The sequence below is a fragment of the Sulfitobacter alexandrii genome (genome assembly GCF_001886735.1).
GTDB classification, from domain to species: Bacteria; Pseudomonadota; Alphaproteobacteria; order Rhodobacterales; family Rhodobacteraceae; genus Sulfitobacter; species Sulfitobacter alexandrii.
This window is the reverse complement of sequence record NZ_CP018076.1, coordinates 3,748,457-3,769,614: the sequence shown is the minus strand read 5'-3', so window position 1 is coordinate 3,769,614 and position 21,158 is coordinate 3,748,457. Positions and strand designations below refer to the sequence as shown.

20 protein-coding genes are annotated in these 21,158 nt (G+C 62.2%); 3 read left to right on the top strand and 17 right to left on the bottom strand.

Annotated features, from left to right (window positions below):
• Nucleotides 1-10: 10 nt before the first annotated feature.
• From BOO69_RS18360 to hslO, 6 genes are all read right to left on the bottom strand, one after another.
• Nucleotides 11-1,231, bottom strand: coding sequence for a class I SAM-dependent RNA methyltransferase (locus BOO69_RS18360; RefSeq protein ID WP_071973490.1), 1,221 nt, complete (start codon nucleotides 1,229-1,231; stop codon nucleotides 11-13).
• Nucleotides 1,232-1,270: 39 nt separating this feature from the next.
• Nucleotides 1,271-3,100 (bottom strand): ABC transporter ATP-binding protein, encoded by a 1,830-nt coding sequence (locus BOO69_RS18355; protein WP_071973489.1) that lies wholly within the window; start codon nucleotides 3,098-3,100, stop codon nucleotides 1,271-1,273.
• Nucleotides 3,097-4,944, bottom strand: coding sequence for an ABC transporter ATP-binding protein (locus tag BOO69_RS18350; RefSeq protein ID WP_071973488.1), 1,848 nt, complete (start codon nucleotides 4,942-4,944; stop codon nucleotides 3,097-3,099). The genes BOO69_RS18355 and BOO69_RS18350 overlap by 4 nt, the downstream gene beginning before the upstream one ends.
• Before the next feature lie 166 nt (nucleotides 4,945-5,110).
• On the bottom strand, nucleotides 5,111-6,289 hold the full coding sequence (locus BOO69_RS18345; RefSeq protein ID WP_071973487.1) for a CCA tRNA nucleotidyltransferase: 1,179 nt from the start codon (nucleotides 6,287-6,289) through the stop codon (nucleotides 5,111-5,113).
• A complete protein-coding gene (locus BOO69_RS18340; protein ID WP_071973916.1) occupies nucleotides 6,265-6,864 on the bottom strand; it encodes a CoA pyrophosphatase in 600 nt (199 codons plus the stop codon). The genes BOO69_RS18345 and BOO69_RS18340 overlap by 25 nt, the downstream gene beginning before the upstream one ends.
• Nucleotides 6,854-7,852: an Hsp33 family molecular chaperone HslO gene (hslO, locus tag BOO69_RS18335; protein ID WP_071973486.1), complete on the bottom strand. Its 999-nt coding sequence runs from the start codon at nucleotides 7,850-7,852 to the stop codon at nucleotides 6,854-6,856. Before hslO ends, BOO69_RS18340 begins: the two co-directional genes overlap by 11 nt.
• Nucleotides 7,853-7,928: 76 nt before the next feature.
• Between hslO and BOO69_RS18330 the strand changes: the two genes are divergently transcribed.
• Complete coding sequence (locus BOO69_RS18330) at nucleotides 7,929-8,381, top strand: NUDIX domain-containing protein (RefSeq protein ID WP_071973485.1); 453 nt, start codon at nucleotides 7,929-7,931, stop codon at nucleotides 8,379-8,381.
• Here the strand turns inward: BOO69_RS18330 and BOO69_RS18325 are convergent.
• The gene (locus tag BOO69_RS18325) at nucleotides 8,372-9,658 is read right to left on the bottom strand and encodes a PP2C family protein-serine/threonine phosphatase (RefSeq protein WP_083545595.1); all 1,287 of its coding nucleotides are present in this window, start codon (nucleotides 9,656-9,658) and stop codon (nucleotides 8,372-8,374) included. The genes BOO69_RS18330 and BOO69_RS18325 overlap by 10 nt on opposite strands.
• A gap of 89 nt (nucleotides 9,659-9,747) precedes the next feature.
• Between BOO69_RS18325 and BOO69_RS18320 the strand changes: the two genes are divergently transcribed.
• Nucleotides 9,748-10,218: an Hpt domain-containing protein gene (locus tag BOO69_RS18320; protein WP_335743927.1), complete on the top strand. Its 471-nt coding sequence runs from the start codon at nucleotides 9,748-9,750 to the stop codon at nucleotides 10,216-10,218.
• Here BOO69_RS18320 and BOO69_RS18315 read toward each other — a convergent pair.
• Both BOO69_RS18315 and ilvA read right to left on the bottom strand, forming a co-directional pair.
• Nucleotides 10,136-10,948 carry an SDR family NAD(P)-dependent oxidoreductase gene (locus BOO69_RS18315; RefSeq protein ID WP_071973483.1) on the bottom strand — a complete coding sequence of 271 codons (813 nt, stop codon included), beginning with the start codon at nucleotides 10,946-10,948 and terminating at the stop codon, nucleotides 10,136-10,138. The two genes, BOO69_RS18320 and BOO69_RS18315, sit on opposite strands and share 83 nt — an antisense overlap.
• Before the next feature lie 11 nt (nucleotides 10,949-10,959).
• Nucleotides 10,960-12,192, bottom strand: a complete 1,233-nt coding sequence (gene ilvA, locus BOO69_RS18310) for a threonine ammonia-lyase IlvA (RefSeq protein WP_071973914.1) — start codon at nucleotides 12,190-12,192, stop codon at nucleotides 10,960-10,962.
• A 127-nt stretch (nucleotides 12,193-12,319) separates the two neighbouring features.
• Between ilvA and BOO69_RS18305 the strand changes: the two genes are divergently transcribed.
• A complete protein-coding gene (locus BOO69_RS18305; protein ID WP_071973482.1) occupies nucleotides 12,320-13,546 on the top strand; it encodes an argininosuccinate synthase in 1,227 nt (408 codons plus the stop codon).
• A gap of 136 nt (nucleotides 13,547-13,682) precedes the next feature.
• Here BOO69_RS18305 and BOO69_RS18300 read toward each other — a convergent pair whose 3' ends face one another.
• From BOO69_RS18300 to BOO69_RS18265, 8 genes are all read right to left on the bottom strand, one after another.
• Nucleotides 13,683-14,096 carry a DUF7282 domain-containing protein gene (locus tag BOO69_RS18300; RefSeq protein ID WP_071973481.1) on the bottom strand — a complete coding sequence of 138 codons (414 nt, stop codon included), beginning with the start codon at nucleotides 14,094-14,096 and terminating at the stop codon, nucleotides 13,683-13,685.
• Between the two features lie 70 nt (nucleotides 14,097-14,166).
• A complete protein-coding gene (locus tag BOO69_RS18295; RefSeq protein WP_071973480.1) occupies nucleotides 14,167-14,862 on the bottom strand; it encodes a sulfotransferase-like domain-containing protein in 696 nt (231 codons plus the stop codon).
• Nucleotides 14,863-14,877: 15 nt separating this feature from the next.
• Nucleotides 14,878-15,996 (bottom strand): aminotransferase class V-fold PLP-dependent enzyme, encoded by a 1,119-nt coding sequence (locus BOO69_RS18290; RefSeq protein WP_071973479.1) that lies wholly within the window; start codon nucleotides 15,994-15,996, stop codon nucleotides 14,878-14,880.
• A gap of 39 nt (nucleotides 15,997-16,035) precedes the next feature.
• Nucleotides 16,036-16,830 carry an ATP-binding cassette domain-containing protein gene (locus tag BOO69_RS18285; protein ID WP_071973478.1) on the bottom strand — a complete coding sequence of 265 codons (795 nt, stop codon included), beginning with the start codon at nucleotides 16,828-16,830 and terminating at the stop codon, nucleotides 16,036-16,038.
• The gene (locus BOO69_RS18280) at nucleotides 16,827-17,696 is read right to left on the bottom strand and encodes an ABC transporter ATP-binding protein (protein WP_071973477.1); all 870 of its coding nucleotides are present in this window, start codon (nucleotides 17,694-17,696) and stop codon (nucleotides 16,827-16,829) included. Before BOO69_RS18280 ends, BOO69_RS18285 begins: the two co-directional genes overlap by 4 nt.
• Entirely contained in the window at nucleotides 17,693-18,544 is an 852-nt protein-coding gene (locus BOO69_RS18275) for an ABC transporter permease (RefSeq protein WP_071973476.1), read from the bottom strand. Before BOO69_RS18275 ends, BOO69_RS18280 begins: the two co-directional genes overlap by 4 nt.
• Nucleotides 18,537-19,547 (bottom strand): ABC transporter permease, encoded by a 1,011-nt coding sequence (locus tag BOO69_RS18270; RefSeq protein WP_071973475.1) that lies wholly within the window; start codon nucleotides 19,545-19,547, stop codon nucleotides 18,537-18,539. The genes BOO69_RS18275 and BOO69_RS18270 overlap by 8 nt, the downstream gene beginning before the upstream one ends.
• 58 nt (nucleotides 19,548-19,605) lie before the next feature.
• Entirely contained in the window at nucleotides 19,606-21,132 is a 1,527-nt protein-coding gene (locus tag BOO69_RS18265) for an ABC transporter substrate-binding protein (protein ID WP_071973474.1), read from the bottom strand.
• Nucleotides 21,133-21,158: the final 26 nt, after the last annotated feature.

The window sequence follows — 21,158 nt, the reverse complement described above, 5'->3', positions numbered from 1 at the left end:
CTCGGCGCCTTCACACCGCCTTGGCAAAGCAGGCGACAAGTTCGGTATGGGGCGACCAGCGGAACTGGTCCACGACCTGAACCCAGTCCAGCGTATACCCCGCGTCACACAGCGTTGCCGCATCCCGGGCAAAGGTGACCGGATTGCATGAAACATAGGCGACCCTCGGTACGTCCGTCAGCGCGATCTGGGCGACCTGCCGTTCGGCGCCCGCGCGTGGCGGGTCCAGCACGACGGCGTCGAAGCGCGAAAGCTCGTCCGGCAACATCGGGCGTCGGTACAGGTCTCGTGTCTCGGTCGTGACGGGTTTCAACCCTTCCGCCATGCGCCATCCGTGGTCCAAGGCATGCAGCATCTCCGCGATCCCCTCGACGGCGTGAACGCTCGCCGTTTCCGCCAGCGGCAAAGTGAAGGTGCCGCATCCCGCAAACAGGTCCGCGAGCCGCGCGGAAGAGCCGACCGCCTCCCTGACGCCCCTGCACAGGGCCGCTTCGCCATGGTCGGTCGCCTGCAGAAAGGCGCCGGGGGGCGGCAGGACATCTGCCGCTCCGAACCGTTGAACCGGAGGCAGCCGCATCGCGATCGTCTCGTCTTCCCAGCTCAGCCGCGCCAGACCCAATGTCTCTGTCGCCTGCGCGAGTGTCTGGCGAAGCGGTCCGTCGAGGGGTTTTCCCTTCGACACGCTCACATCCAGCCCCGCGTCGCTCCGGGTCACGGTCACGGCCAGCGGGCCCTTGCGGCTGGCACCGATGACTGCCAGCTTCTCCGCGACTTCGAGACCCGCCATCAGGTCCGGGTGCAGCAGCTTGCAATCCGGTATTTCGATGATGACGTCGGATGCCTGAGCGTGGAAACCGGCCATCGCGCCCTTCTTCGTTCGCCGCGCGGCAAAGGTGGCCCGGCGCCGCGATTGAGCGGGTGAAGTCACAATCGGCCTCAACGGCGCTTCCAGCCCATGCGCCTTCAGCGACGTGCGGACGAAGTCCTGCTTCCAGTCCGCGACGAACGGGTCCGAGGCATGTTGCAACTGGCACCCGCCACATGATCTGAAATGACGGCAGGGCGGCGCCACGCGCTGCTCCGATGGTTCGACGATGCGGACATCCGTCAACGCGTCGTCCTGTACCGTACCGGTCACCAATTCGCCGGGCAAAGTCTTGGCGGCATAGATCGGTCCGCTGGCGATGCCGTCGCCATGATGCCCCAGCCGGATGATGCGATGTTCTGTCATGCCGGCGGCATACCCAATAAGCGCTGTCTGAAAAAGAGCCTATTCCGCCGCTTGAAGGTCGAGAAAACCACCCGACTGCCGGTGCCAGTACCGCGCATAAAGACCATCCGCCGCCAGCAGGCTTTCGTGGGTTCCCTGTTCCACCACGCGTCCGGCGTCCATGACGATGATGCGGTCCATATCGGTCAGGGTGGACAGGCGATGCGCCACGGCCAACACCGTCTTTCCTTCCATGACCCGGCCGAGCGCCGCCTGAATGGATGCTTCGACCTCGCTGTCCAGGGCACTCGTCGCCTCATCAAGGATCAGGATCGGCGCATCCTTGAGAATGGCACGCGCCAGAGCGATCCGCTGGCGTTGCCCGCCCGAAAGCTTGACCCCCCTCTCGCCAAGGTGGGCGTCATAGCCTTCGCGTCCCTTGTGGTCCTTCATGTTCTCGATGAAATCATGCGCCTCGGCTTTGCGCGCCGCCGCGACCACCTCTTCGAACGTTGCGTCAGGCTTGCCGTAGCGGATATTGTCCAGCGCGGAACGATTGAACATGGCCGTTTCCTGGGTGACCATGCCGATCTTCCGGCGCAGGCTTTCCTGCGTGACGCGGGAAATGTCCTGTCCGTCAATCAGGATGTGCCCTTTTTCCAGCGTATAGAGCCGCAGGAGCAGAGATACGAGGCTCGACTTCCCCGCGCCCGAGGCACCGACAACGCCCAGTTTCTCGCCCGGGTGGATGGTCAGATCCATGTGTTCCACGCCGCCCTCACCCCGACCGTAGGTGTAACGCACGTTGTCGAACACGATGCCGCCCTTGGGGACCTGCAGTTCGGTCGCATCTGGATCGTCCAGAAGGGTCTGCGCCGGCGTCAACGTGCGCATCCCGTCCTCGACCTCGCCGACGTTGGCGTAAAGGTTCATCAACGTGAAGCTGACCCATCCGGTCATCTGCGCCAACCGCAGCGAGACGGCCCCCGTGGCGGCGATGTCGCCCGCCGTCACCAGACCAAGCGACCAGTACCACAGCGCCCCGCCCACCAGCAAAACCGGCAAGAGTCCGGCGATGGTCATCAGCCAGAACCGGAACGACACGCTCACCTTGCCGAAAGCGATGCCGGTTTCGCGGAAACGGCTCATGGAACCGAGCGCGGCGCGGTCTTCATGATCCGCGTGAGCAAAGAGCTTGACCGTCTTGATGTTGGTGATCGTATCGACAACCTGACCCGTCACCATGGCGCGCGCGGCCGCCCGCGCCTTGGACCGGGACCGAACGCGCGGCATGTACCGGCGGATGAGATAGACATAGCCGACCATCCAGACCACGAGGCCCAGCGCGATCCGCCAGTCGACTGTTCCCAGCAGCAGGACCGCTCCGACAAAGGACGCCAGGGCGAACAGGACCGTGTGGATCATCTCGATCACCACATCGGTCAGGGCGCGACCCGTCTGCATTTCCTTTTGCGAAATACGACCGGCGAAATCGTTGTCGAAGAACGATACCGCCTGTCCCAGCGTGTAGCGGTGCAGCCGTGACAGCACCAGATTGAAGACGTTGGGCCCGATCACGATCGACTGCATGAAGGAACTCGCGCCGAAGATTGCCGGTCGCAGGATGACGAAGAACGCCAGCGAAAGCAGCAGAACCCCGGTCTGGTCCTGAAACACCGACCCCGCGTCGGAGGCAAGCGCCGCATCCACCACCTTGCCAAGGATCAGCGCCGCCATGACCTCGACCACCCCGGCGAGAACGGACAGGACACCTGCAGTGGCAAGAGCAGGGCCTGAGCCCTTCAGCGTCCAGCGAAAGAATGCCAGCAGGTGCTGGGGCGGGGGGCTATCGCTTCTGGAGAAGGGGTCTATCCAATCGGCAAGTTTCACGCGGGGGTCTCTTCCATATCCATCGCAAGGAATCCGCCAGACTGGCGGTTCCAGAAATCTGCATATAGTCCGCCCTGCGCCAAAAGCGCGTCATGAGTACCATCTTCGACGATAGTCCCCTGATCCATAACGATAATCCGGTCCAGTTGCGCGATCGTGGACAACCGGTGCGCGATGGCGATGACGGTCTTTCCGGCCATCATGCCGTATAGCGTTTCCTGTATCGCTGCCTCGACTTCGCTGTCGAGCGCGCTGGTTGCCTCGTCCAGAAGCAGAATCGGCGCATCCTTCAGGATCACGCGCGCCAGCGTGATCCTTTGCCGCTGCCCGCCGGACAGCTTCACGCCGCGCTCGCCCACGCGCGAATCGTACCCGCGCCGGCCTTCGGGGTCGCTGAGATCGAGAATGAAATCATGTGCCTGCGCCTGCATGGACGCGGCAATCATCTGATCGTCCGACGCACCGGGATTACCGTACTTGATGTTGTCCCGGACCGACCGGTGAAGCAGCGAACTGTCCTGCTGGACCATGCCGATCTGCCGACGCAGGCTGTCTTGCCTCACCTTGGTGATGTCCTGCCCGTCGATCAGGATCTGCCCCTTCTCCGGGTCGTAGAACCGCAGGAGCAGCTTGACCAGGGTCGATTTTCCGGCCCCCGAGCGCCCCACCAGGCCGATCCGTTCGCCCGGGCGGATCGTCAGGGAAATGTCGTTGAGCCCACCCGAACTGCGGCCATAGTGATGAGAGAGATTCCTGATTTCGATCCTCCCATCGGTCAGCGCGAGCGGTTCGGCGTCCCTGCGATCCGTCAGCGTCACCGGTTGAGCTATGGTTTCCATTCCCTCCGCGACCACGCCAAGTTCGCGGAAGAACGACGACAGCGCCCACATGATCCACGCGGTCATCGAATTCAGCCTGAGGGTCAGCGCGGCAGCGGCGGCCACGACGCCCACGCTTGCCTCGCCCGCCATCCAGAGGGCCATCGCCCAACCGACGACGCCCACGATCAACAGACCGTTGAGGGTGACCAACACGACATCCATGATGGTAAATATCCGCATTTCCTTCTGGAAGGTGCGGCGCGACGTCTCGATCGCTTCCTTCGCGAAGCCGACTTCGAGATCGTGGTGCGCGAACATCTTGACCGAATGGATGTTGGTGTATGCATCCACCACCCGGCCTGTCACCATCGATCGCGCATCTGATGCGGCCTTGGACGCCGGCCCGATGCGCGTCACCGTCCATTTGACCAACGCGGCGTAAAGCACGAACCACAACAGCAGCGGCAGCAGCAGCCGCCAATCGGAGGTCGACAGCAGGATCGCCGCGCCGATCATGTAGGCCAGCGCGTAGGACATGGCATCGAATGCCTGAAAAACGACTTCGCCCGCGGCCGGCGGCGTCTGCATGATCCGGTTGGCGATCCGTCCGGCGAAATCGTTTTCGAACCAGCCGACCGACTGGCGCAGGACGTGACGATGCGCGCGCCACCGGATCAGCGTGCCGAAGTTCGGCAGGATCGTGTTGTTGAGAAGGGCCACGTCAAAGCCCTGCAGGATCGGCCGCAGCACAAGGACAAAGACGGCAACCGCGATCAACTCGGCACCGTGATCGGCCCACATCCGAGCCGGATCGTTGTCCAGCAGGTCGACGATGCGCCCCATGTAGTAGATCAATCCGATCTCGATTGCGGCGACCACGACGGACATGAAAGCAGTCAGGATGAAGATGCGCCTGAACGGCACCGCGTAATCGCCGAGGAAGGGCCACAGCTTGCGTGGCGGCGCATCGGTTTCCTCGTAATCGACATAGGGATCGACGAGGTTTTCAAAAAAACGGAACATGGCAGGGAGCCTTGGATTTAGAGACGGCAAAATGTACCGGCGTGCAAGGCAAGCCAGTCAGAAATCGGTTTTCTCAGCGTCAGCTGAACCAGATCCCGCGGTACATTTCGTATCCTCCAAGTTTATGCATTTACACGTATTGGAAAGAGCCGCGTCTGTCGAGACCTCAAAATGTACCAAGCAATTCATCTCGTCCCAGCGTAAAGCCGGACTCGATCCACACCCGCTCAAGCGAGGCGAGCCGCGCGCCCAGCGCCCTGCCCTCGTACTCCGGCATCAGATCCCGAGCTGACACCGGAAACGTCGCGTTCACACCCGCCGCGATCTTTTCCGGCCATCCGGTTTCGGGCAAAGTGTCGTTCAGGGCACAGCGCATGAGCAGCGCCTGTTCGGCCACTGCCCGCCCATGCCGATACGCCAGTTCCGCCACGGGCGGTCCTGCCCATCCGATTTCTGACAGAAGGGCCAGATGCCGCGCATCCGCCTTGCCCAGTCGCAGACGCGCTGCCGGATCCTCGCCGCCCAGCACGGCAAGGCGCGCCCGCCAATCGGGTGCAACCTGACATGCTGTCTCGAGATGCACATAGGGCGCGAGGAACCTGTCGTCGCTGCCGGGCAGCACCGCGCCCATCACGCCGATCGTCCGCATCGTGGCCACGGCTGCCGACGGGTCGGCTGCGGCCAGAAGCTTGACCATCTCCTGCCCTACCCGTTCGGCCGAGAGGGTACTGAGCCCCTCGAGGTTCTCCGAAATGTGCGCCAGAGTTTCGGGGTCGAATCCGGCGTCTTGATCTGCGTAAATCGCCCAGAACCTGAAGTATCGCAGGATCCTGAGATAATCTTCCCGGATGCGGGCGCCCGGATCCTCGATGAAGCGGACGCGCCGTGCCAACAGATCAGGCAGCCCGCCCAGCGGGTCAACCACGACACCCCGCGGCGTTGCATAGAGCGCATTCATCGTGAAGTCGCGCCGCCGCGCATCTTCCGAGATATCGCCGGAAAAAGCGACGACCGCCCGCCGCCCGTCGGTCTCGACGTCCCGTCGAAACGTCGTCACCTCGAAGGGCCGCCCGTCCTGAACAACCGTCACTGTTCCGTGCTCGATCCCCGTGGGAACGACCCGCATCCCGGCTGCCTCGGCGGCCTTGATGGTTTGCTCCGGGGTGGCATCGGTCGCCATGTCGACATCGCTTGCCGGGGCTTTCAGCAAGGCATTTCGCACGCATCCACCGACAAAAAAGACCGCGAACCCGGCGTCCTCGATCGCTGCGCAGACAGACTGCGCGGCCGGGTCCGCCAACCAGGGAGTCCCGGCCGGAATCAGGTTTTCATCCGCTCTGTCCATTCGCGGAGCATACGCGCGGTTGCCCCCCAAATGTAATAGGGCCCGTAAGGCACAGTGAAGTAGTGGCGCAGGGACCCCCGCCAGCGCCGCGATTGCACGAGGTAGTTCGCCGGATCGAGCACATGCGACAGCGGCACCGAAAAGACCTCCGCGACCTCTCCCAGTTCGGGAACGATGTCGAACCTGTCCCGCACGAGACCGACCACCGGCGTCACGGCAAAGCTTGTGACCGTGTCATGCATCGGCAGGGTGCCCAGCACCTCGACGTTGGCGGGATGAAGGCCGATCTCCTCGTGCGCCTCACGCAAGGCCGCCTCGATGCTGTCGGCGTCTCCGGGCTCCTGCTTGCCACCGGGGAACGATATCTGCCCCGGATGATGCTTGAGGGCCGAGGAACGCTTGGTCAGCAAAAGCTCAAGCCGTCCGTTCACGACCTGTATGGGCGCCAGTACACCCGCGGGCCGCGACACACGCCCCTGAGGCAGGGTCACCCCCGGGTTCAGATCGAAATCGGAGGTGACCGTTCCGGGATCGCGCAGCGCATCCCGGATACGGTCGATCTGGTCAGCCTTCACCGCGCTCTTCCGCTTCGAAACCGACGGTGGACGGATCAAGCTCGTAATGCGCACCGCAGAACTGGCAGTCGGCCGTGACCAGACCGTCTTCGGTCGTCATCTTCTCGATGTCGCGGGCAGAGTATATCGACAGGCTTTGCCGCACCTTATCTTCCGAACAGCTGCATCCGAAACGGACCGCCTGCGCATCGAACACCCGCGGCTGCTCTTCGTGGAACAGACGCAGCAGGAGATCCGTGGGCGGCACGCTTGGCCCTATCAATTCCAGGTCCTCGACTGTGTCGAGCAGGATGTTGACCCGGTTCCAGTTCTCCTCGTCCTCGCCATGCACGAGATCCCGAGCCTGAAGCACCTCGCCCGATCCCTCGCCCTTGGCGGCGAACGGGGATGCCTTGGGCATATGCTGGAGCATGACACCGCCCGCGCGCCAATGCTCGGCCTCGGCCGGACCGGACGACCTGCCGAAACTGAGGGAAAAACGCGTCGGCAATTGTTCAGACTGGGCGAAGTAGGCCTGCGCACAAGCGGCAAGGGAGCCACCCGTCAGAGGTGTGATCCCCTGATAGGGTGTCATCCCCTTGCCTTGGTCGATCATGATCGCGAAATACCCTTCGCCTACCTGCTCGAAAGGCGCAGCATCGGTCAGCCGGTCCTTGTCGAAACTTGCATAGGCTCTGATACGGGCGGATTTGCCGTCCGCGTCCGGCGCGTAATAGTCCGTGGCGATCATTCGCACGGCACCTTTAGACTGGACCTGCAGCGACAGTTTCCAGCGCAGCTTGATCGTCTGACCGATCAACGCCGTCAGCAGCGCCATTTCCGCTACCAGTGCCTCGACCTGCGGCGGATAGTTGTGCTGGCTCAGCACGCCGTCCAACACCCCGTCCAGTCGCGCAACGCGGCCACGGATATTCGAGTGATCAAGCTGAAACGGCAATACGCTGTCGTCCCAGGCAATCTTGTTTCCTGGCTGGGCGGTAGAAGTCATGGGGTTTCCTTGTCGCGGGTCGCTTGGCATACCGCGTCTATATAGTCGCGACAAGCCGTTGATAAAGGGGACGACCATGATCAGGCGAATGGGCAAGCCACCGCAAAGGGGAGTGGACTACCGCCTTCGGCCGGGCGCCTATGCCATCCTTCCCCTGAAGGGTCGGTTCCTGGTGACGGCGCAGCTGACACCCCAGGTCGACGTGCAATTGCCCGGGGGCGGAATAGATCCGGGTGAATCTCCGCTTCAGGCACTTCACCGCGAAGTGCTCGAGGAAGTGGGCTGGCGCATCGCGTCCCCGCGTCGACTGGGGGCGTTCCGGCGATTCGTCTACATGCCGGAATATGACCTATGGGCGGAAAAGATGTGTTCCATCTACGTCGCCCGTCCCGTCAGACAGATTGCCGACCCGGTCGAGCCGGACCATGTCACGATGGTGTTGTCAGCGACCGAATGCGCCCAAAGCCTGGGCAATGACGGGGACCGGATGATGTTCCTTCGCTACCTGGGGTCGCGAAACTATTCCTGACCGAGGGTCGGATCGTTCCTCTGGAACATGAGGCCTGACAGGTCGTCGGGAAAATCCGACGCCCCTGAGAACTCGGAAAGTTTCCACAAGAGACCCGACAGGAATGCTTCATCATGCATGTCGCCGAGGCTGGCGACGATCCGGGCCAATCCATCCTCACCCAGCATCCGACCAAGAGGATCCGGGCATTCCGTGAACCCGTCGGAAAGGATCAGCAACCGGTCGCCGGGCTGCAACTGGATATCGAACTGCCGGTACGAAACACCGCTCAGCAGACCGACGGGGAATCCCCCCGTGCCGAACTGCTCGATCTTGCCGTCCCGCCGCCGGATCACGGGATGGGGATGCCCGGCTTGGGCGACCTGCACGAGGCCGGTGTCCAGATCGACGTTGGCGAGCAGCAAGGTGAAATAATGTTCCGTGTCCATCTCGTTCAGGACAAGTTCGTTGATGGCCTGGATGGCCTGCGCGGGGGGCCGCGGCACCGGATTTCCACGATCGTCCCGCGTCAGAGCCAGATTCTGACCCGGTGCGGAGGATGATAGGTAACCGGCCAGGCGTGCGGTCATCAGCGCGGAACTGATGCCGTGTCCCGACACGTCGATGCCGTACAGGCAAAGCTTTCGCGGACCGGCCTCGAAGAAACCGACCAGATCACCGCCCACGTGGCCGCTGGACCGCAGCATCAGCGAAAGGGTTCCACCGCGAAACACCCGGTGCCGTTCCGGCAGCAGGGACTGTTGAAGCTTTTTCGCTTCCAGCAAATCCTTGTCCAGTGAATCGTAGAGCGTCTGGAGTTCCGAAAGCGTTTCCCGGATCAGCCTGTTGCTGCGCGAGAGCTCCTTCTGGATGCCGATGATCCGCTCCCCCGCCGTGATGCGCGCGCGCAATTCATCCCCGTCTACCGGCTTTGACAGGAAGTCGTCCGCACCAGAATGCAGCCCGGCGACCACCTCTGCCTTCTCGCGCTTGGATGTCAGGAGGATGAAGTAGGCGAACCGGTCCGCGCTGAGGTCACGGAAGGCCCGGCAGAATTCTATGCCGTTCATGCCCGGCATCATCCAGTCGCTCAGTACCAGGTCGGGCGGCTCTGACCTACAGAGTTGCAGCGCTTCCTCGGCCGATCCGGCTTCGGTCACCTCGTAACCCCATCTTTTCAGAGACCCGGCCAGAAGCCGCCTTTGCAGACGGCTGTCATCGACGACAAGTATACGCGTGCTCGTCTCGGGCAGGGTGCGGCGCGCCTGAACACTTTTGGCCGGTATGAAATTTCGCATGATCCGCCGTCATTTCGGTCTCGAACACGGGTGACTATCGCTCCGCAGGTTAATACGCCCTGAAAGATAGAATTCACCTCGAACAGCCCATGTACCAACGGCTAATATTAAACTTTGCCGGCGATCATGAACCTCGAAGGAGACCCTGCATGATCGATTGGCAACAGGTAAGAGGCCTGCGGGACGAGGTCGGAGAGGACGATTTCATCGAGATCGTCACCCTCTTCGTCGAAGAGGTCGAGGCACTGATTGTCAGGCTCCGCCAAGCGGGTTGCTGTCAGGCAGTCGAGCAGGATCTGCATTCCCTCAAGGGGAGCGCGCTTAATCTGGGCTTCTCGGCGTTGTCGGCCCTGTGCCAACGGGGCGAAGCCAGCGCCGCGCGCGGCACCTGCAGTGCCGAAATGCTGGAAGGTATCCTGTGCTGTTATCATACCTCCCTCCAGATGTTTCTCGAGCGGCTCGCCCAGGCTGGATACCCTACACCAGTTTATAGAACTCCTGCAGCCGGATCTCGCCAAACGTATCCAGCGCCTTTGCCCGAAGCATCTGCATACCCTTGATCCAGCGGTCGTGGTCCTTGGCCCTGTGCAGGGCATAGTCATGCACAGCCGGATGCGACAGGATGAGAAACCGCTCCGCTTCCACGCCATCGATGACGGCCTGCGCCACGTCATGAGCAGTCAGTAGCGATGCCCCGGCATTCGCATCCGTATCCTGCATTCCCAGCAGTGGCGTGGCGACATACTGGGGACAGACGACAGACACGCCGATGCCGTCGGCGCCATGGGTGATGGCCAACGACTCCGCAAAGCTGACTGCAGCATGCTTGGTCGCGGAATATGCTGCGTCGCCGATCTGGTTCAACAGCCCCGCAGCCGAAGCAACATTGACAAGGTATCCGCTGCCCCGCGCGATCATGTCCGGCAGAAGAACCCGTGCCGCATAGACATGTGCCATGACGTGGACGTTCCAGTTCAGCAGCCAGTCCGCATTCGACTGAGAGGCCGCATGACCCGGGTCACCGCGTCCAAGCCCCGCATTAGAGACATATATGTCGACCGGACCGTGAGCTTCCTGCGCTTCGGCGATCAGCCGCCCTACCGCCGCTTCGTCGGTCACGTCACAGGCTACCGCGATGCCGGAAATCTCCTTGGCGACCACGGCGGCCTTGTCACCGTCGATGTCGGACACGCAGACGCGCGCGCCCTTCGCGGCCGCTTCCCGCGCGATCGCCGCGCCAATGCCACTTCCGGCACCGGTAATCACGACTGAACGTCCGTCGAACTTCATCAGCTTTCTCCTCAGATCACGAATTGCGCCAGCGTCTCGTCATTGGTGATGTCGGTGTAATTGAACCCGGCCTCGTCTATGCGCTGGAACATGGCGGGAAAATTCTCGGGCCGGTCCGTCTCTATTCCAATGAGAACGGAGCCGAAATTGCGCGCCGACTTCTTCATGTATTCGAACCGGGTGATGTTGTCTGCCGGCCCCAGCCGATCAAGGAAATCGCGCAGCGCTCCGGGACGTTGCGGCAGGCGCAGGATGAAATACTTTTTCAACCCGGCATAGCGTTGCGCGCGTTCCTTCACCTCGGGCAGCCTTTCGAAATCGAAGTTCCCGCCGGATGCGATACAGACCACCGTCTTGCCCCTGATCCGGCCGGCCACATCCGCGAGCGCTTCGATCGCCATGGCACCTGCCGGTTCAAGAACGATGCCCTCGACGTTCAGCATTTCGACGATCGTCTGGCAGATCCGGTCCTCGGCAAGGTCGATGACATCGTCCGGCAACACGTTCGCAAGGCGCGCGAAGGTCCGAGCGCCGATCCGGGCCACGGCAGCCCCATCCACGAACGAATTGATCGGAGACACATCCACCGGCTTTCCTTCGGCCAGCGCGGCGGCGAGGCTCTTGGCACCGGACGGTTCAACGAAGGTATAGGCACATTCGGACCCGAAGTAGCTGACAGTGCCGGCGGACAGTCCACCGCCGCCAACCGGAAGGATGACGTGATCCGGCGCGCGGCCGAGTTCCTGTTCGATTTCAACGGCGACCGAGGCCTGCCCTTCGATCACGTCCTCGTCGTCGAAGGGAGACAGGAAATGGCCGCCCTCCTGCGCGCAAAACGCCTGCGCGGCGGTCAGTGTCTTGTCGAAATAGTCGCCCACAAGCCGCACCTCGACACTGTCGCCCCCGAACATCCGCGTCTTCAGGATCTTCTGTTCGGGCGTGGTCACGGGCATGAAGATCACGCCCCTCACGTCGAAATGCCGACACATGAAGGCGACGCCCTGCGCGTGGTTCCCGGCCGAGGCACAGACGAACAGCCGATGCTCCGGGATCGCCTTGCGCATCGCGTTGAAGGCCCCGCGCAGCTTGTAGGATCGCACCGGGCTAAGGTCCTCGCGCTTGAGCCAGATGTCCGCGCCGAACCGGGCCGACAGCAGTTCGTTCCGCAAAAGCGGTGTGGCGGGGAACACCTGTCGCATTTTCGCGGTGGCCAGCGTCGCCATCGCCTGGAAATTCTCTGTCATGCCATCACTCCCCGGCCTGCGTTCCAGTTCGATATGCGCGCAGGCGGCACAGGTCAACGCGGCAGGCCTATCTTGCCCGCGACGGGAAAACCCGGTACCTCGCCATCAAGTCAGAAAGGAACCATCCATGTCCGCGCCAACGAAAGTCGTGCTTGCCTATTCCGGCGGCCTTGATACCTCGATCATCCTCAAATGGCTTCAGACCGAATACGGCTGCGAGGTCGTGACCTTCACCGCCGATCTCGGTCAAGGCGAAGAGCTGGAGCCGGCCCGCAAGAAAGCCGAGCTTCTGGGGATCAAGCCCGAGAACATCTTCATCGAGGATGTGCGCGAGGAATTCGTCCGCGATTTCGTCTTTCCCATGTTCCGTGCCAACGCGCTCTACGAAGGTCTCTATCTTCTCGGCACCTCCATCGCCCGGCCCCTGATCTCCAAGAGGCTGGTGGAGATCGCGGCCGAAACCGGGGCCGACGCCGTGGCCCATGGCGCAACCGGCAAAGGCAACGACCAAGTTCGGTTCGAACTGTCCGCCTACGCCCTGAACCCCGCGATCAAGGTGATCGCCCCCTGGCGCGAATGGGACCTGACCAGCCGGACCCGCCTGCTGGAATTCGCCGAGGCGAACCAGATCCCGATCGCCAAGGACAAACGGGGCGAAGCGCCCTTCTCCGTCGATGCGAACCTTCTGCATACGTCCTCCGAGGGCAAGGTGCTGGAAAACCCCGGCGAAGAGGCGCCCGATTACGTGCTGCAACGCATCACGCGTCCCGAAGAGGCGCCCGACACGCCAGAGATGGTCGAGATCACCTTCGAGAAGGGTGACGCCGTGGCGATCAACGGCGAGGCGATGAGCCCTGCAGCGATCCTGACCCGCCTGAACGAACTGGGCGGCAAGCATGGCGTCGGTATCCTCGATCTGGTCGAGAACCGTTTTGTCGGCATGAAATCCCGCGGCATCTACGAAACGCCCGGCGGCACCGTCCTGCTGGAAGCGCACCGCGGGATCGAGCAGATCACCCTCGATTCAGGCGCTGGCCACCTCAAGGACAGCCTGATGCCGCGCTATGCCGAACTCATCTACAACGGGTTCTGGTTCTCGCCCGAGCGCGAGATGCTGCAGGCCGCTATCGACAAAAGCCAAGAGCATGTGAGCGGCACGGTGCGCGTGAAGCTCTACAAGGGATCGGCACGTACCGTGGCACGCTGGTCAGAGAACAGTCTCTACTCCGAGGCACACGTCACGTTCGAAGACGATGCGGGCGCCTACGATCAGAAAGACGCGGCAGGCTTCATTCAGCTCAACGCACTGCGGCTCAAGCTGCTGGCGGCCCGAAACAAGCGGATGAAGGGCTGATCCTTCGGACCGCAGAAAGCCGCGCGGCTCAAAGTCCTGAACATGAAAAAGGGCCCGGATCACACGATCCGGGCCCTGTACTCGTTTGGCTACTCGTTAACGTACAAAAAACCGAAAACTCGTTACGCGATCGGGATCACTCGGCGGTGACGACTTTCATCACCAGGTTGCCTTCCGGCTTGATCGGACCGTCTTCGGTCGCGCCGAGCGTATATTCGAAAACGCCGGTCTGGGTGCCGCCCGCTTCGGAATGGACCATCAGCATCAGCATGTCGCCGGATGCGACCTCTTCCTGGAGGATCGCGGCCACATCCATATTCTCACCGGCGCGGAGCGGAGCGTAGCCGACCACGGGGCCCGGCTTCATGTCGGCATCGGTGCGGTGGACGACCAGCCAACCATTTTCACCGGCGACGACTTTGTCGGCACTGACAACGCCGTTCGATACATCCTGGTCGGACGCTTCGACCATGGGGGTGGCGTGGGCGGCGGCAAATGCGACGCCTGCGGTCATGGCAAGTGCGGCAATAGAACTCGTTACGTACTTCATTGAAAACTCCCTCGTTGTGTATGCAGCATCCACGAAAGGGCAGAGGAAGAAGTTTCACGACATTCGAAAATTATTTTCCAAGCCGACGAGCCCAGAGTTTTTCGTAATGCGGCATGGCCTTTTCGGCCAACGCCGCTTGGTCGCGATCAAGTTCGGGCAGCGGACCTTCGGCACCGGAGAAACCCGTGCTCTGATGGACAGCGGCGTACCAGTGGCTGGCCCAGATGCCATCCTCGGCCCGGGGGCCGGCCGGCCATTTCAGCATCGCCGTGTCGAACGGCAGGTCAATGGCCGCGCATAGGCCGCGCAGGGACTTTTCCGGATCGGCCCGGACATCATGGCTGTCGATCACGACACCGCCGAACTGGTCGAACAGGCGGGCCTGCTGCACATATCCGATATCTTCCAGTGTCAGCGCACCGCGCTTGGCCGCATAGCTGGCGATGACGCGGGCGGGATGGCGCAACAGGTGCACATGTACGCATCCCTCTGCCCAGTCCATCGGGACACCCGGCAACATGTGCTGCGTCATGTGCTTCATGTAGAGGTGCGGCGAACCTTGGCGCGTACAAGCCTGCGCCACCTTCTGCGGATCCCGCTCATGGTGGGCGATGATCTCGTCCCGCATCGGATGATCCAGCCCTGTCCGTTCGAGATAGACAGCATAGAAGGGCTCGTCCATGACCGTGAAATCGGCGCGCGCGCCAAAGCTGTACATCATGGCCGTGCTGAGATTGCGTGGTCCGGACCACATCGCGATGCGCATGGTGTGGCTCCTGTGTCAGATCAGCGCCGCAAGTCCGTCGAACAGACGTGCGACGTGGGTATCATCCGTTACCGTTCCCGGTGAAATGCGCAGGATGCGTCCTCTTGCATCCACATGCACCGACCTGCCGCGCAGGCCGTCAACGACCTTGGCAGGGTCGCAATCGCCGGGCAATTCCAGCATGACAGACCCGCCCCTACGGTCCTCGGCCTCGGGGCTCGCCAGCGGCAGGTTCATTTCACGCGCCCGCTCGATCACCTGCCGTGTCAGGGTGCGGTTGTGATCGAGCAAACCGGATTGCGCGGCATGCCATTTCAGTGCCGGGATCGAACCGAGGCAGGCCAAGACGGATGGCGTGCCATGTTCGAACCGACGCGCATCAGGCGCGTACTCGAACCCGTCCAGATCCCATGAGAAGGGGTTCTCCTGCGAGAACCAGCCGCGAAGTTCCGGCTTGCATCGTTCGATCAGCGCCTTGCGCATCTGGATGATACCCGCCCCCGGTGTACCGCACAGCCACTTGAGCGACGTCGATACGACGAAATCCACCGGCGTTCGGGCAACGGAAAAGGGCAGGATGCCGACACCCTGCGTCAGATCAAGCCCGACGATCGAGCCCATGCGCGTGCCGTGGTCCCGCAACGCATCTATGTCGCACCGGTGAGAAGCGGTGGACGTCACGAAAGTGAGCAGCGCCAGTCCCACGTCCGGGCCCCATGCGGCGATCATGTCTTCGTCACGGACCCAGAAATCGCCCTGCCGAACCGGCACTGTTTCCAGAGTGTAGCCCAAACGCTCCGCCATGCCGTTCAGCAGAAAATGAAGCGATGGGAAGCAGTCCGCCCCAACGAGGACCTTTCTGCCGCGCAGACGCTCCGGTGGGAGACCGCCAAGGATAGAGAACAGCGCCGTCGTCACGTTTTCGGCCGAGGTCAAGGTATCCTCCGGCGCGTCGATCAGGGTGCGCCACAGGCTCAGGAACTCGGCTCGCGCCGTCAGCACCCGCGGCCATTGCGCGTCGTCCCGACGCCCCCAGTCTTCCGAAAAAGCCGAGAGAGCGGCGGCCATCTCTTCAGCCTTGCCGGGATACTGGCCGATGGAATGGTAAAGAAAGTAGGCGGGATCCGTGGTCATTTCAGTCTCTGATAAGGCGGGTTGGGGAGTTGTCCGATATCAGAGCCAGTTCTGGAACGGGTCTGGCAGCGGAATGGCTTCCAACAGTTCTTGCGTATAACGCGCCTTTGGTGCGTCGAACAGTGTTGCCGTCTCGGCTTCTTCGACAATCACGCCCTGATGCAGAACGATCACCCGGTTGCACAGTCGTCGGATCACCGAAAGGTCATGGCTGATGAAGGCCAGGGTCAAGCCCAGCTCCCGCACCAGCTCCTCCAACAGGTTCAGCACCTGGGCCTGCGAAGATACGTCCAGTCCGGAGACGATCTCGTCCGCGAGGATGAATTCGGGCCGCAGCGCAATGGCCCGGGCGATCCCGACCCGCTGACGTTGCCCGCCCGAAAGTTCATGCGGATAGCGCCGGGCAAAGGATCTTGGCAGACCCACCATGTCGAGCGCTTCGTCCACACGTCGCTGCACCCCGTCCAAACCGTGCAGCTTGAGCGGGCCGGCAATGATCCCCGCTACGCGCCGTCGCGGGTTGAGGGACGACATGGGATCCTGGAAAATCATCTGGAACCGTCGGCGCATGGGGCGCAGGGCGCTTTCGCCAAGATGTGTGATGTTCCGCCCATCGAAAAGGATCTCCCCACCCGTGGGCTCAAGCAGGCGCAGCATCGCGCGTCCCAGTGTCGATTTGCCCGAACCGGACCCGCCGACGATCCCGACGACCGCCCCTTTCGGAATGTCGAAGGTCATCCCCTTGAGGATCTCGATGCGCGGCGCGGCCCCCAGAAATGGCTTGCGCGTCATGTCCGGCAAGGACAGGCGCAGATCCCGCACCTGATAGATCATCGCGCGCGCCTCGCATCATGTTGAGCCACTTCGGCCTCGACGGCTGCGATGACCTCGGACGATACCGGCGAAAGGCTTCCCGTCGGATCGGTGTAGGTCGGTGTCGCCGCCAGAAGCGCCGCGGAATAGGGATGGATCGGTCGCATGAAGAACCGGTGCATGCGCGCGTCCTCGACCACCTTCCCGGCATAGAGAACACTCAACGTGTCGCAGACCTTTGATACGACGCCGAGATCATGGGTCACGAAAAGCAACGCGGTGCCATGGCGTGCCTGCATGTCCGCGATCAGGCGAATGATCTGCCGCTGGACCGTGACATCCAGCGCTGTTGTCGGTTCATCAGCAATGATGAGTTTCGGTTCCGCGGCAAAGGCCGATGCGATCAGAATACGCTGCCTCATCCCGCCGGAGAGCTCGTGCGGGTAGTTGCGCATGACCCGTGCAGGATCGGGAATATGTACTTCCGCCAGCAATTCGAGCGCGCGGGCTTCGGCGTCTTTCCTGCTCCAGCCCAGGATATCCACCAGCCGCCGGGTGATCTGCGGTCCGATCCGCTTGGACGGATTCAGGGCGGTGAGCGGATCCTGCGGGATCAGCGCGGCCGTCGCGCCGATGCGCCTGCGCCGTTCGGTGGCGGACAGGGCCATCAGGTTCGTGCCGTCCAGCCAAATTTCACCCCCGGTGACTTCCAGCGCACGGGGCAACGTGCCGAGCACCGCCTTGCCGATCATGGATTTGCCCGCACCGGATTCACCGACCAGCCCATGTACCTGGCCTGCGGAAACCTCGAGCGAGACAGAGCGCAGGATGGATGCGCCATTCTTGAGGCGGACAGTCAGATTGCGGATGGAAAGAAAGCCGGTCATCGCAGCACCGGATCGAAGCGGTCTTTCAACCCTTCGCCCAACTGGGAAAAGCTGAGGACCGTGAGGAACAGCGCGATCAGCGGAAAGACCAGCACCCACCACGCCTGGTGCACCGATGTGCGGCCCTCGGCAATCATGCCCCCCCACGTCGGGCTGTCGGTCGAAATCGACAGGTTCACGAAGGACAGGATCGCCTCGACAATGACGGCAATCCCCATTTCAAGGGTCAACAGCGCGACGATGGTCGGAAGGACATTCGGCAGGATCTCGGTGAGCATGGTACCCAGCCGCCGCCGCCCGGCAACCTGTGCGGAGGCCACGTAGTCCATCGCGCCCTGGCTCATGGCCTCGGCCCGGATCACGCGGGCAAAACGGGTCCAGTCGATCACGACGATGGCGATGATGATCGACCACAGACCCGGCCCGAGAACGGCAATGAGCAGGATGGCGAACAGCACCGGCGGAAAGGCCATCCAGATGTCCACGAAACGGCTGATGATCCGGTCGGGCCAGCCGCGGTAGTATCCTGCGATCAACCCCAGCGTCGCCCCTATGACGCAGGTCAGAGTACCGGCGATCAGCGCGACGATCAGCGCAAGGCGCGCGCCGTACAGCATCCGGGACAGCACATCGCGCCCCAGTGAGTCGGTGCCCAGCCAGTATCCCGGTTCTGCCCCTGTCTGCCAGAAGGGCGGCATCCGGCCCAGGAACAGGTCCTGCATCAGCGGATCCTTGGGGGCGATCCAGGGGGCGAGGACGGCGGCAAGGACAAGCAGCGTCAGCCAGCTGCCTGACAGCCACAGCCTCGCCCCGACCGGGCGTGCCACTTCAGCGCGGGCATCACGCATGGCGCAGCCTCGGGTTCAGAACGACGTAAAGCATGTCGACGGCAAGGTTCACGAGGGTGAACAGAAGGGCGAAAAGGATCACGATCCCCTGTATCAGAGGCAGGTCGCGGTTGATCACCGCATCGATCGCCATGTTGCCCAGACCCTCGTAGCTGAACAGTCTCTCGATGATGACGGTGCCGCCGATCAGAAAGGTGCACTGCACCCCGACCAGGGTCAGGGTCGGCAGGATGGCATTTGGCAGCGCTTCGCGCAGGATGACGTGGTTTTCGCCATACCCCTTCGTCCGCGCCAAGGTCACATAATCGAGGTGCATGGTCTCTTTCAGGGACTGCTTGAGCAACTGCGAGATGATCGCCGCCAACGGAATCGCCAGCGCCAGCGCGGGCATGAACATATGCGCTGCCAGATCGCCGATCACGTCGAAACGCATCCGCGCAATCGCTTCGAAGAGGTAGAAATTGGTGTGGAAATCGATGTCGAGAGACGGGGAGACGCGCCCCGATATGTGAAACACTGGCCAGAGAACACCGAACAGCAGGATCAGCACCAGCCCCCAAAGAAAATCGGGAATGGACAGCGCCATGCCCGCCGTGACGTCGACCGCGCCTTCGGTCTTGCCATCCCTGAAGCGCGTGCCGACCAGCGCCAGCGCGCCGCCCATCATGACGGCCAGAACCAATGCAACGAAGGACAGTTCCAATGTGGCGGGCAGCCTGTTGAGAACCAGTGACGACACCGGTTGCCGAAGCGAGATCGAGGTGCCGAAATCGCCCTGCAGAACGCCCCCGAACCAGATGACGAACTGATCGAAGATGGACTTGTCGAAACCGTACTGCGCCTCGAGCCGGGCGATGTCCGCGTCCGTGGCGCCGGGGGGCAGCATCATCGCGATGGGATTGCCCGGTACCACGCGGATCACGACAAACACGATCACGGCCACGCCAAAGAGCGTGATGGCGGTGGTCAGCAACCGCATGACGATGGTGCGCAGCAGAGTCATTTGAACCCGAAAAAAGCGGTGAGGCCGCAGATGCGACCCCACCAGTCAGGGAGAGTCTTCAGGCCCGGGTCATCAGGTGCGGCAGCAGCGCGCCGGACCGGTGCGGTGTCACCTTGACCTCCGACACCGACAGGATCGGCTGGACATACTGCAGCAGCGGGATCACCTCGGCATTCTCGGCGACAAGGCGATCCACGGCCTTCCATCCTTCGATGCGCTTTTCCTCGTCCGATTCAGCCCAGAGCGGAAGAATCGCGTCGAAGGTTTCCTGCCCGTCCCAGACCGAATGCGGAGAGGGGCCGAACATGGCGAACCCGGTCGACGTGGTCGGGTCGCCGACCGAATTGCCCCAGTTGTAGAACGCGGCAGGAGCCAGCGTATCCGCAGCGCGAAGTTCGTAGTGCTTGGCGATCTCGTAGACTTCGATCTCGGCTTCGATACCGACCCGCCGCCAGAGACCGACGATGGCCTGAACCATCTCGTAGTCCTTCGGCTTGAAGCCGCGTGTGGTCTGGATCTTGAACTTCACCGGGTTGTCGGGTCCGTAGCCGCTTTCGGCCAGAAGCTGCTTGGACAGCTCGGGGTCGTAGGGCACCTTGATCGTCTCGTCATAGGCAACGTAATCCGGTGTCTGCAGGGTATCGATCGGGATCCCGTATCCCGACAGCAGCCGTTCGATGATGAGCGGCTTGTCAATGGCATGGGCCGCCGCCTTGCGGACGTTTGGATCGGTCATGACGTCGATGTCGTTCAGGAAGATCATCCCGATATCCGAGATCGGCTCGGCCACGCCGGTAATGCCGTCCTTGGCTTTCAACCGGTCGAACTCCTCGTAGGGGACTTCGAGGGTGACATGCGAATTTCCGGATTCGATCTCCGCCACGCGGCTGGCGGCGTCGGTCACGAACTTGATCGTCACGGTCTTGAACTCGGGCGCGCCGCCCCAGTAGTTCTCGTTCGCCTTGAGCCTGACAAAGGCATTCCGTTCGAACCGGTCCACCATGTACGGGCCAGTACCGATCGGCGCTGCCTCAAAGCCTTCCGCGCCCACTTCCTCGTAGTATTTCTTGGGCAGGACATAGCCGGTCAGGAAACTCATCCACTTGAAGAACGTGGGTTCGTATTCCTTGACGTCCGCGGTGACCCGGTTGCCCTCTGCGGTGATGTTCTCGACTTTCCCCCAGATGAACTGGATGGGATTGCCCGTGTCCGGGTTCGCCGCCCGCTGAAGCGACCATGCCACGTCCTCGGCGGTGAAGGGATCACCGTTGTGCCATGTCACGCCCTCACGAACGTCCATCCACAGCTTGGTGTTGTCCTCGTTCCAGCCCCAGTCGGTGATGAGACCCGGCGCAAAGGACAGGTCGGGCTCCTGATGGATGAAGAGGTCGTAGACCGACTGGTACAGGCCCTGGATCGTAGGGTTGACCGCAGAGGGCCCAACGGTGGGATCCCAGCTCGGCAGGTTGACGTTGTAGGCGATCACCAGTTCCTCGATCTCCTGAGCAAAGCTGGGCAGGCTGATGGTGGCGAAAGCGGCAGCCGCCGCCGAAGACTTGAGCAGGCTTCTTCTTGAAAGTGACATTTCTAATTCCCCTGTTGATCTGGTTT